This window comes from Pantoea conspicua (assembly GCF_002095315.1).
Classification (GTDB): domain Bacteria; phylum Pseudomonadota; class Gammaproteobacteria; order Enterobacterales; family Enterobacteriaceae; genus Pantoea; species Pantoea conspicua.
On record NZ_MLFN01000049.1, the window covers coordinates 20101 to 32545 of the forward strand.

The following is a 12445-nucleotide window of genomic DNA, read 5'->3' on the forward strand; positions in this document are numbered from 1 at the left end:
ACTGTGCCCGTTCAACATTGAACCCCGACCGGCCAGCATCGCATAAAGACATGAAGGTTTTGTGACCACCTAAAACAAAAAAGTATTTAAAATTAACGACCTGCCCTCACCGCTTTGACACTCCTGACAATTCACATCCTGAAAACACAATAATCACACTGAGTTATCTTTTCGCGCCTGAATTAGTGCCAGTTTTATCTACGGAGCAGGCAAATGACACAATGTATGGCATTTTTTTTCTCTTCCCTGTTTATGTGCAGTAACGTTTTTGCAGGTTCAGTTTCTTCGGTATCGCTCGGTGCGCTTTCTACCGCCTTGAATGAGCGCATGCAGGTTATGAAGCAGGTTGCAGGTTATAAAGCGCTGCACCATTTACCTGTCGAGGATCTGCCGCGTGAACAGGCGGTGCTGGAAAACATGCTGGAAAATGCCCGACAGGCCGGGCTTGAACCCCATTCCGTCGAACCCTTTGTTCATGCTTTGATGAATGCCAGTAAGGCGGTTCAGTACCGCTATCGGGCTGACTGGTTGTCCACGCCGGATAACCAGCCCGTCAGGGATCTGGCCGATACCCGCCAACAGATACAGCGGCTGGATAATCAGTTATTGACAGCCATCAGCCAGTACCTGATGGCGAGCGCATTCTCGCAAGACGACAGCGCGTGGCTGCTCACCCAGCTCACCGCCCCCCTCCTCAGCGAAGCGGATAAAAATAGCCTTATGGCGGCCCTCGCTCGCATCCAGCGTATGCATTAATCCTCATTCAGCGGAGTAAGCTGTGCAGCTGCATGAACTTAAACGTCTGAAGCCGGATCCATCAGCGATGCGGTCGCGTTTACAGCGAGGATTAGGGAGGAGTATTGTCTGGTGACTGGCAGCAATAAAAACCGGCACTCGCCGGTTTTACAAATGCTACGAATTGTTCTGCTTCATTGATTCCAGTATCTGCTTGATGGAGGCATCGATTTTCTCGGTAACCTCTTTCGGCAAACGGCTGAATTCATACTGCACGGTGCGCTTCTCATCGTTGGTCTTACGACGTGCATAGGTATTGGCGGTGCTGAAGGTGGCCAGTTTTTCTGTCACCGTCTTGTTCGCAGGCGCGGGCATTTTAAGATGTTTTCTGGCGGCTTTAAAGTAATTAAGAATGGCCGATTTTTTCTCATCGTCACTCATCTTATTCGGTGCAGCCTCGCTGGATAACTTCTCCTGAATCTGGCGGGTCAGCTCGCTGGCGTCTACCGCTTCAGCTTTCGCCTCTTCCCAGACATCCAGCAGCAGCTGGTAATCCTGTAGCGTCAGCTCGGACACCACCGGGAAAAGTTCGATAAACTCAGCCGGTACCGATGCGGCCTGGAATGCGCGCGACACTTTGGCATTCGAGATCCCTTCCGCTATGGCAATCTCCGATTTACTCATGCCCTGTTCGTTCATCATCATAAAACGCAGCCCCAGCTCACGCAGGTTGTGCTCTCTGGCAGTCTGGATATCTGCCGCCAGCTGACGGGCATCGCTGATGCTCAGTTCATCTGCGGTGACCAGTACTTCAAGACTGGCTCCGGAAAGAATGCAGGCTGCCCGGCGACGTGAGCCATCCATGATCTCAATGCGGTCGGTAGTAATGCGACCAATGGCTGGGAAGAACTGTTGCAGCGTAATGGTGCGGGTGATCTCCCTGAGCGATTCTGCCGTCAGCGTGCTCTGATCGCGCCCGTTAATCTTCGGGTCGACAAAGGTCTTTGCTTCAATGTCATCATGAGGGATCAACTGCCGCACGAAGGTCGCCTTCATACCCGATTTGAGGGTAAAGGTGCGCGACTGGCTGCTGCTGTCGATCATGCTGGCAATGGCGGAGTCGCCGAATTTGCGGCCAATGCGCTGGATCGGTTTGCTCACAGGGTGCTCCTGATATATTCAATACGATCAAATACAGCCCTTGAGAACTGCTCTGCTTCATGCTTTGCTTTGCGTAACGCATCGGCGCTGCCCGGATACGAAGACGGGTTAGCACTGATTACCGTATCAAACGATTCGCCGCAGCGCTCAAAGCCATCCAGTCGCGGCAGACCGCAATCCAGCATCGATTTAGTGAACACTTCGCGTGCATAACTTTGTGAAGTGAGATGATCATGCTTGGAGGTCATTTTTGACATAAAGCCAATATTTGCCTTCAGGCGTGGCTCAACGCCTTCCGCTTCGATGCGCTCCAGCATTTCCGGCAGGCGCGTCAGGTACTTCATGGTGGAGTGGAAATCGACCTGCGCCGGTGGTGTTGGGGTCAGCAGCACATCACTGGCAGCAATGGCGTTCAGCATGAAGGAATCCAGATGTGGGCCGGTATCAAGGAAGATAAAGTCGTAATCACCCGCCAGACGATCAATCACGTTACGGCGCAGCACTTCGGAAGGTGCAACGCCAGGCAGATGCTGTGCGACCAGTTCTTCCCAGTCACTAGCGACAAAGCCGTCATCAATGGAGGCCGGGATCACATCAACACCAGGCATCACCGTTGGCTTGATAAACTGATCGCGCAACTGGTCGGCATCCAGATCGTTAAGCATCGCCTGGGCGGCGGTTTCCAGTACCGATCCGACGCTGTTGGTATGGCTGAGGAACATGGTACTGGACGCTTGTGGGTCCAGGTCAATAACCAGAATACGCAGGTCATTGTGCAGCATAGAAGGATGCGCGCGCATACCGTGAGCCAGCGTCACGGTGCTGACCGTTTTGGAGACGCCGCCTTTAAGGCTAACCACAAAGATCACAAACGGGCCTTCATGCTTATCACGGTACTTGGGCACCTTGCGATGCTGGTAAATATCGACCACGTTCTGAATGGTTAATGCATATTGTGAGGTGCTACCGGTCTGCTTCTTACCAAACTGATAGCCAGCTTCTTCCATGTCACTGATGGCAGCAACAACCGCATGCTTACTCAGCAGTGGCATGTTAGCGACAGCATTTCGTGAGAAAGTCTGATAAAAACCGGTCTGGTTAAATTCCTGACGCTGCTGCTCGATGTGATTGCTCAGCCCGTGCAACATGGAGTTGGCACGCGTTGCCATTTCCAGCACACCACCATAGTCACGCTTCATAAGCCCCTCTGCATTAATGTTTTTTGCATACTACACAAAAAGCGTTTATCTGCCAATTTTTTTAGAAAAATGCCAAAAACCTGGATTTTTTACGATCGGATGGAATGCTATGTACGCTCTGTGGTTGATGACCCATTGTCTGTTAACGGAAGAGCAGCGTAGCTGACAGTAGCAGTTTACGAGTCGCTTAAGTTTCTGATCGCTACGTGACAGCCTGTGCCGGGAATGATGTTAGTGAAGGGTGCGATAACGAGAGATGTTTATTAGTTAATACATGAAGCGGAAAAGTGCTGCGACGAATCGGAAATAGTAATGGATAGAAAAGGGTGTTTTCATCGTGAAAATCCAATAAAAAACCTTATTTTTCATATCACTAGATGAAAAATTGCTAAGGTGAAATTTCTTTTAAAAAAATCTTAAGAGGCTTTTTGATTCGCGAAAAGGGCAACAGTTGCGGGTTCATCACGGGCGACTCCTCTGGCTGTCAGAAAAGGATATTAAATGGCAATATGTTTTTTTGATTCGGGTAAAGGGAAGCTGGTCTGCCACCTTTTAACCGCCCCAGCATTAAGCCAGTTAGTACCGTTGCAAGAGTGCCCATTGAAATCGGTAGCGGTGTAACCCGGATCAACCATTATAATGGTGATCCCCGCATCCTGTCGCTCTCAAGCAAAGGCGATGGCCATTCCATTAAGCGCCATTTTTGAACTGTAATACCTCATTTCGTTACCCTTAAAATCGGGATGGCCCGGCTCGTAAACCGATTCCAGCGAGCCCGGTTTTCTACTGTCTATAATGGTCCTCTCTTCATTAACTGCTCTGAGCAGCGGTGGAAAAGTCTGTGTCACTCTTATGACACCTGGTAGGTTTGTATCATAGACCATCCTATTCTCATTGATGCAATGCGCGCTGGAGTTGACACTCTGAATACCTGAAATGCCGACGTTATTGATGATAAGGATATCCATTCATCAATTTGCTGAGGAGCAGGCTCAGCCTTTGCTGGCTACGTGATGTCCATAAGTCCCAATCGGGTTTCGATACACTCCGCGAACAGTTTTTGCCGCGCAGTCTGGCTGCACAATTCATCGCGACAAGCCAGATTCGGTAATTGAGAAGATCCATTTGTCGGACTGTATCGAACCTTATACCTTTATTCGGCCCGGTGATCGGAACATTTTTATCATCTATACAAATTACTGATTTAACCTTAACTAACCTATCTGTTCTCTTCGCCAGAGAAAGAAGCCTAACTTTCTTTTTCTTTATAGACCGGTTGAGAATGTTTGATAATTACGGGAAATATGAACAGTGACCAGACTGTTCGTAAAAGCGAATAATGAGAGACAGCATCTGTAGATCAATTATCGATCTTATCATCATATTTAAAGCTAAGGTTTTTCAGTCAGCAGCAATACAACCTGGACTTTCGGCTTTAACGGTAAGCGAAAGGATTACAGGGCTTAAGGCCACCCTGGGGTCCCATTTTGTATCCGCACCACCTGTAGCGTAGCGACAACTGAGGCAGTTCTGACCCTGGTTATGCGTATAACATCTCTTATTATTGAATATGCGATATGCGATATGCGCTTTATGAATCTGGAAGCTCTCATCAGGAACTACGCGGTGTGCTTTAGCTGAATCTGAAAGGCGCGCTTATGACGACATTCTGCCGCCGCGACTGAAGCGTTATCCAGAAATAAGGGGCGATGATCGCTTTTTTGGTGTTACGTTAGCAAGCTGTAGTGCATATATACGTTTGCTTTAGATCTGGCGAAGCAGGGCTTAGGCATTATTGTTACGTTTGAATACTGGCTGAAGTCACGTATTGGCTACCTGTATTGTTTGAGTAGTTGCAGGCAGGTTTTCACACTTTTGCAGCTGCTTCTGACCCCAGATAAGACGGGTTAAGTCTAAGAACATGGTGTTTTCATCATGAAAATTAGTTAAAAATAATTAAAATTCAAATGGTTAAATGTAAAAAATTGGTGGTGAACAAAACGCTGAATAAAACAAGATAAGTAGATCAAAGCAGGTATGGCTAAAAATTTAGTCAGCGTATGAACCTGATCTGTTTCAATGATCCCCTGTCTGTTTGGGAGTGCGGTTTCTGATCTGAGTGGTTATAGGTCAACGTCATTGACGGAGAGTTCTATAGCCAGCACCTGTTTCGCTTTTCCGGCTATTAGCAATTGAGCCTTTTCAGACACCAGGCAGTAAAAATACCGGGTTTACTGACCGGAACGGGAAGAGTAGATGTCTGGCTGCTCTTCCGTTTTATTTTGCATCTAATCTAAAACAGCCTTACAGAGATTGGCGTAGTTAAATCGGTAATGACCTTTCTTGTTTTATTTCAGCGAACAGGCAAACCCCCTTTCTGAGTTTATCGTGTTGTTACTCTGTCTGAACCGGGACAGCAGGTTATCCACCCTCAGCGATTCATTTTGTCCTCGTTATCCACAGGTCAGATCCAATTGTTCGATCCTCTATAGATCAAACTAAGATCCTTAATAGATCCCCGATCCGTCCTGGCCCTTACCAGACAAGGGCTAAGACAGGGGTGATATCCACTATAGCGAGAACAATAACCACTGTGGTAAGTAAAATAACCACTGTAGCGAGAAAAGCAACCGCGCTGGCGAGTGACCGATAACCACTGTAGCGAGTAAATCATCTTTTCCCTGTGTATAACCTAATCTTCACAGACAGGGCTGTTATTCCCACTGTGACTGGAAATCGCCAGCGGGCAGGGGAGCCCATGGTAAAGTTCGCGTTTTTTTTCCACTGCTGTCTGACATGTTTTTTGCCGTTTTATCCACTGAGCAGATCCAATAACAGATCCATGTAAGATCCTCTAAAGGCCCCTATAGATCCCCATACCGAGGCCCCTATAGATCCCCATACCGGGCGAGGCCGTGTTATTCGTGGGCTGAAAGCCGATTGCCAACCACTGTAGCGAGTAAACTAACCACTGTAGTGAGATAAAAAACCACTGTGGCGAGTAGATTAACCACTGTAGTGAGTGCTAGTATCCACTGTATAGAGTAACGGCGACTCTCGCTTGTTCACATCACGGATCTGTTATATGCCAAAAAAAGAACCCGATATCCTGAACATAGCTGAAGCGTTTAGTGAAACAGACAAACGCACCGGTGAAGTTGTCACCCTGACCCCCAACAGTAACAACACGGTGCAGCCTGTTGCTCTGATGCGTCTGGGCCTGTTTGTTCCCACGCTAAAATCCACTGCGCGCAGTCAGAAAAACCAGATGAACGCGATGGATGTCACGCAGGATCTGAAGCAGCTTTCGCTGGTGAGATCGGAAGGGTATGACAACATCAAGATCCTGGGTGCCCGTCTGGATATGGACAACGACTTTAAAACCTGGGTAGGTATCATCCGTGCATTCGCTACGCATGAGTGTCTGGGAGACACTGTAACGCTCTCTTTCGTCGAATTTGCAAAGCTGTGTGGCATCCCATCAGTTCGTCTCTCATCGAAGCTCAGGAACCGTCTGGACGCTTCTTTGACGCGTATCGCTTCTAATACCCTGACCTTTACCAGCAAAGGCGGTGAAAACTACACCACGCACCTGGTGCAGTCCGCTAAATACAGTATTAAAAAAGATACGGTGACCCTGCAGGCCGATCCTAAGATCTTTGAGTTGTACCAGTTCGACAGAAAAGTGCTGTTGCAGCTTAAAGCCATTAACGAACTGGCACGCAAAGAGTCCGCACAGGCGCTTTACACCTTCATTGAAAGCCTGCCACCAAAGCCTGCGCCGATATCTATGGCAAGGCTGCGCGCCAGGCTTAACCTTACTTCCCGCGTTATCACACAGAATGCGACCGTGAGAAAAGCGATGGAGCAGTTAAAAGAGATTGGTTATCTCGACTACACCGAAACCAAGCGCGGCTCGTCAGTCTATTTCTGGGTCCATTATCGCCATCCAAAGCTTCGCCCGGCAGAGCTGCCATTTAACCAGTCAGGCTTAATCGATGATGATATTGATGACTACGATGACATCGACAGCGATGAGGGCATTATTGACGTAAATCTGCCCGATATCCTGCCGGAAGAGGAGAGCAGCGAATTAGTGATGGTGTCACGGGAAGAAAAAGAGTTACTGAATAAAATACGGAATGAGAAAAAGAGATAAGTTTTTGATTGATAAATGTTTAATGTGAGTAAAATTATATGCAGGGGTCACACAGTACGCTAACCACTGTAGCGAGTAATGCTTCAAATCCTAACCGCTGAAGTGAGTGTGAGAAACATCACTCGCTATAGTGGTTAGGACGCTGGCATCCAGCTGATGGTATCCCTGCCGCCTCTATCGCTTCAGGTTCCGGAACGACTGATTTCCTGCTATGTTCCACCCTGGAACCGACTATTATCGATCTCCTTTCCGGAAAGCTCTCTCTTAAGTGGTTCTTCGTGAGGCGCATTCACAATGTGATGTCCGATACTTGCTGCGTTAGCTGTGCTGCTCTGCCTTCCAGCCAGGACATCGGCAATTAACGGTTACTCGCTATAGTGGTTACTCACTATAAATTTATCCTCTGAACACCATGGTGTAAGCCTGCAAAGCCGGGTTTCTCTGACCGTTTTCTTTACCGCTGTGGTTCACAGATCATTTTTTAATCCATTACCGCTCATTTTTGTTCATAAAAAAGTCAGCAAGCTTCTTACCTTCTCGCTACAGTGGTTCTTATTTGAGGTGGCAGAGTTAAATGCTCGCTACAGTGGTTCTTATTTGAGGTGGAAGGGTTAAATGCTCGCTACAGTGGTTCTTATTTGAAGTGGCGGGGTCAAATGCTCGCTACAGTGGTTCTTATTTGAGATGGCGACGTTAAATGCTCGCTACAGTGGTTGAAGTTATTGGTTACAGATACTCGCTACAGTGGTTATTCAGCGATAGCGCAATGGAAATTCATGCCGCTACGTTATATGAAGTGGCTGGCAAACGTCACATTGCACAACGATTTACTCTCTATAGTGGTTAGCGGGTGCCGGATAAAGGTGATAACGCCTGAGGCTGAGGCCTGCGGCAGTGATGGGTGCCTGTGATAAGACGTTGCAGGCGCAGTGTTCGTTCCGTCGATAACCTCATCCACGGCATCGCTGAATCTGCTCGCTACAGTGGTTAGCTGAGCGCGATAAGAATCTCGCTGACGTGATTAGGCAGTACCTGAACTTAAGACAGGCTGCATTCAGAGCTACACTAAATCGCTTTGCCGATAAGTTTCAGCTACTCGCTATAGTGGTAATCTGCAGAGTATATTTCTGAATAATCATCCGCAACGGTGGTCTGCGCGCAATTATTACGCATACTACTCGCTACAGTGGTTGTACTGACGCCCGATTGGTTGTGTTTACTCGCCATAGTGGATATGCGTCTTTTTCGGCTTCGGTAATGGTAAGGCAAGCAGCAGAATCAGACGCTTTTGTTACTCGCTACAGTGGATAGACAAGCATGTTTACTCGCTATAGTGGTTAGGTTAAGCCTGTAACATTCGGATGCGTGACAAACCTGTAACACGCTATGCGTTACAAACGCCAATAAAGCGAGGACTGAAACCAGGATAAAAAAAGGGCCCGCCATCCGGCGAGCCCTGTATTTGTGACGGGCCGCGGCGCGAGGATTACATCGCTTCGCGGTATTCCGGCCAGGCAACAGACCGGGCATCATATCGTCCTGCGGCGGCAAACAGGGTTCCCTGGAAATTGATCACGCCAGCGGCTTCCAGCCACATCCACTCTTCAGCCTGCACGATACCAGCCGCGATCACCGTGATTTCCAGTGCTGAACAGCATTTGATAATCGCCTGTACCACCGCTTGTTTTGGGCCACTGCGATGTACATCGCGCGTAATTCCTGCATCGATGCGGATACGGTCTGGCTGAATATGCGTAAGTAATGATAAGCCAGCCGAGCCGTCGCCAAAGTTGTCGACTGAAAGGCTGATCCCTACTGCTTTAAGTTCGCGCACAGCTTCAGAAAATGCCTCAAGCTGCGAGATAACTTCGGTTTCGCTAACCCCGATTACTACCTGTTCGGGCACCAGACCCGCTTGCTCTATCGCCGCGACAATCTGTTTAACGGCATCCGGTACCACCACCAGCGTCATAGGCAGCAGGCTGACGTAGAGCGTCATACCGTCCGGGCAGACAAGGCCAGCATGCGCAAACGTCTTTTTCACCGTTTCAAGATCGTTCAGGTAGAGCTGCTGACCCGCTACTTGCTCAGATACCGTGCCTGTCGGACGTGTAGTGGTCGCTTCAATAGCGGTCACCTGACGTGCCAGCGGATCCACTACCGGCCGGAAACTGACCCCTTCGGTGAGCGGTCTGGAGTCCGGCACATCGCTGCGTTCAGAAATGAATTCCCAGTAGCCAGGCGGCAGAACCTCGTAGTAATTTTCTTTCTCACGTGATTCAACAAAAGTCCGCAGAAATTGCAGCGCCCGATCATCATAGGTCAAACGGTATTTCGAGGTGCCTTTGTCAAGCACCGCCTGCAACAACGAAGAACGGTCGTGCTCGCGCAGGTCAAACAGTTCCATCCCGGCATTACCAAAGCGGCGGGAAGGCGCGTAGTCACGCATCAACTCCACCACGTTGTGATGACGCCGATCGGCGCAGATCCGACGGTAAACAGCCAGAATGCCCGCTTCAGGCCCTTCCAGCAGCTGAAAAAAATGCGTACCGTTAAACAATAAAATGCCGGTCACATCGTGAGACGCATTAATTCTGCTGGCATTTTTCACCATTTCGGGCAGGGTCTTAACGGGAAAGTCATCCGAAATATGGCTGCGATATATTATTGTGGTCAGCATGTGCAGCTCCGGTTTTATGTGATTGTCGGGGGACACGCTAACATTGTTCAAATAATGTTGCATCTAACCTTATTCATCGTCGCACAGACTGCACCATCACAGGTGGGAGTAAGCGAAACGGCAGACTGACTGGTAACAAACTTTTAACCGTAGCGGCAAAAAGTTGAAGATATACGCCTGGTGAAACGGCGTTCAGACACCCCGGAAACAGAGCAGCAGGCCACATGGGGGAAGCTGAATGCAAAAAAGTCCGCATTTTGGGCAGCGCTGTCAGATAACAGCTGAGCTTATTTGATCAGATCAGCAGAGACGTACGCGCGATTGTCGACACGGACACCGGTAATTTTATATGACGCGCCAGCATCTTTGGCCTGCGTCGCGATTTTCGCTTCATCGGCATCCAGCGTAGAGGCGATTACGGTAATACTCTGGGCAAAACTACTGAAAGAGATCAGCGTCAGGGCGGCAACAGAAACAAAATTATTGATGATTTTCATGGTCATTTCCTCAGTTCTTTTTGTTCTGAAGAGGTATTTTGCCTCGATGGGGTGAATAGCAGGTGTAATGACGAGGAAGGGGAATAGGGATGCCTTGCTGTTAATTTTCAAATATTTTGAGTGTCTTTGCTTAGGCCGGATCAATCTGCCTGAACGGCGATAATAACAAAGCGCTGTCTGCAACAGACAGCGCCTGGGATCTTTTCAGCCTGATCGATGCCCGCCTCAATAACACTCTCCGCGCAGTTTCCAGTGCAACCAGTGATTCAGCGCTTCTTCCGTAAGGGGTTTTGAGTAGAAAAAGCCCTGTGCCTGATCGCAGCCATATTCGGTCAGCGAGCGCACAGCATCGGGGCACTCGACGCCTTCTGCCAGCACCACATAGTCCAGCTCTTTGAGCATAGCGATAATGCTGCGAGCGATTATACGTGAAGCCGTATCAGAGGAGAGTTCACTGATCAGTGAACGATCCAGCTTAATCACATCAAGCGGCATTCGTCGCAGATAGCTGATATTGCTGTAGCCGGAACCGAAATCATCGAGCGAAATGCCAAAGCCACGGTGTTTCAGCAATTCCAGGGCGCGCAAAGCCGTCGGGCTTTCAATGATACGTTCGGTCTCCAGACACTCGATGCCCAGCAGCGACGTCGGCAGTTTTGCCTTTAGCATTTTACTCTCAAGCGCGGCGGCAAACCCCTCACGTGAAAAGTCGCGGACGCTGACGTTGACGGTTAACGGCAACTGGATATAGTTATTCCGCAGTCGTCGCAGGCGATCAACGGCCTGATCGATCACCCAGGCCGTCAGGGTGGAAAGCAGATCGGTCTGCTCAGCCAGCGGAAGAAAAGCTGCGGGAGAGAGTTCACCGCGTGTGGGGTGATGCCAGCGGACCAGCGCTTCCAGTCCGACCGGTTTACCACTGTGCAGGCAAATCTTTGGCTGATAGACCAGATAGAGCCCGACATTGTCGCGCAAGGCCATTTTAAGATCGGTCATCAGTACGAAATCCTCGGTACGCTGCATCTCTGATGCCACGTCGAAGCGGTGTGAAGGCAAGCCCCGACCCACCGCTTCGTTGAGTGCACTGACCGCCCGACGAAGCACTTCAGGTGCCGGCACGCTGCCAGCGAGAAAGTCAGCCTCGCCAGTGTGGGTGGTCAGTGCCACGGACAAGCCTTCATCCATATCAGCACTGATGCCTTCCAGACGGCCCGCGACCCACGCCGCACTCAGCCGGCTATCTGCACGGGTTAAAATGGCGAAACGGCCTGTAGCGACCGTATAGAGCATTTCGCCCACCGCCGGACGCAGCCGCAGCGGCAACAACGTCGCCATATCTTTCAGCAGATTTTCAACGGGGCCCATCCCCATCGTGCGGGCCAGCTCGTAAGCACGTGACATGTCGATGCAATCGATCAGCACCAGCCGCCGCGGCGTGGTATCGCCTGCCACGGCCAGGTATTGCAAATCGCGGATCAGACGCTGGCGATTAGGTAAACCGGTCACCGGATCGGCAAAGCCGGCGGAATGCCACGCTTCCAGAAATGACATCACCAGTGTTGAGAGTAGCTTCAGCGTGGTGACCTGGTCAGCGCCAAATGCATGCGGCGCGGTGTCAGTCACGCACAAGGTGCCCAGAATGATCCCCTCACGGTTTTTTAACGGCACGCCGGCATAGAAGCGAATAAATGGCACGCCGGTAATTAACGGATGGGTGACAAAACGCGCATCAAGATAGGTGTCGGGTACAATAACCGCGCTATCGCTGTCGACGACGTGGCGACATAAGGAGTCCTGCCGGGTTGAACGCTCCAGTGCGAAATTGTGTGCCGCGCGTACTGTCTGTAACTCATCATCCAGCACAGAAATGAAGCTGCCCGGTATACTCAACGCCTGGCTGGCTAGCCTGACAAATTTTCTGAGCACGTCGTCCCGGCTTTCATCAGGGTTGCTTAACGCCTGCAAAGCACGGGTACGGCGCTCGTCGTCGCCGTTTAAATTTTTTAGCATGTGT

The 12445-nt window shown here is 49.8% G+C and carries 8 protein-coding genes; 2 read left to right on the forward strand and 6 right to left on the reverse strand.

Features of this window, described 5'->3' with window-relative positions:
- Positions 1-213 precede the first annotated feature (213 nt).
- Positions 214-756 carry a chorismate mutase gene (locus HA41_RS15395; protein ID WP_094121515.1) on the forward strand — a complete coding sequence of 181 codons (543 nt, stop codon included), beginning with the start codon at positions 214-216 and terminating at the stop codon, positions 754-756.
- A gap of 156 nt (positions 757-912) precedes the next feature.
- Here HA41_RS15395 and HA41_RS15400 read toward each other — a convergent pair whose 3' ends face one another.
- The 3 genes from HA41_RS15400 to HA41_RS15410 all read right to left on the reverse strand — a co-directional run bounded on the left by HA41_RS15400 (position 913) and on the right by HA41_RS15410 (position 4063).
- Positions 913-1896, reverse strand: coding sequence for a ParB family protein (locus HA41_RS15400; protein WP_094121516.1), 984 nt, complete (start codon positions 1894-1896; stop codon positions 913-915).
- Positions 1893-3095, reverse strand: coding sequence for an AAA family ATPase (locus HA41_RS15405; RefSeq protein ID WP_094121517.1), 1203 nt, complete (start codon positions 3093-3095; stop codon positions 1893-1895). The genes HA41_RS15400 and HA41_RS15405 overlap by 4 nt, the downstream gene beginning before the upstream one ends.
- A 665-nt stretch (positions 3096-3760) precedes the next feature.
- On the reverse strand, positions 3761-4063 hold the full coding sequence (locus HA41_RS15410; RefSeq protein ID WP_094121518.1) for a Rossmann-fold NAD(P)-binding domain-containing protein: 303 nt from the start codon (positions 4061-4063) through the stop codon (positions 3761-3763).
- Between the two features lie 2117 nt (positions 4064-6180).
- Here HA41_RS15410 and HA41_RS15415 point away from each other — a divergent pair.
- A complete protein-coding gene (locus tag HA41_RS15415) occupies positions 6181-7254 on the forward strand; it encodes a RepB family plasmid replication initiator protein (protein ID WP_094121519.1) in 1074 nt (357 codons plus the stop codon).
- A gap of 1486 nt (positions 7255-8740) precedes the next feature.
- Here the strand turns inward: HA41_RS15415 and HA41_RS15420 are convergent.
- From HA41_RS15420 to HA41_RS15430, 3 genes are all read right to left on the reverse strand, one after another.
- Positions 8741-9934, reverse strand: coding sequence for a diguanylate phosphodiesterase (locus HA41_RS15420; RefSeq protein ID WP_094121520.1), 1194 nt, complete (start codon positions 9932-9934; stop codon positions 8741-8743).
- 287 nt (positions 9935-10221) lie between these two features.
- Entirely contained in the window at positions 10222-10431 is a 210-nt protein-coding gene (locus tag HA41_RS15425; protein WP_094121521.1) for a DUF1471 domain-containing protein, read from the reverse strand.
- A 225-nt stretch (positions 10432-10656) separates the two neighbouring features.
- Positions 10657-12441: a GGDEF domain-containing phosphodiesterase gene (locus tag HA41_RS15430; protein WP_094121522.1), complete on the reverse strand. Its 1785-nt coding sequence runs from the start codon at positions 12439-12441 to the stop codon at positions 10657-10659.
- Positions 12442-12445: the final 4 nt, after the last annotated feature.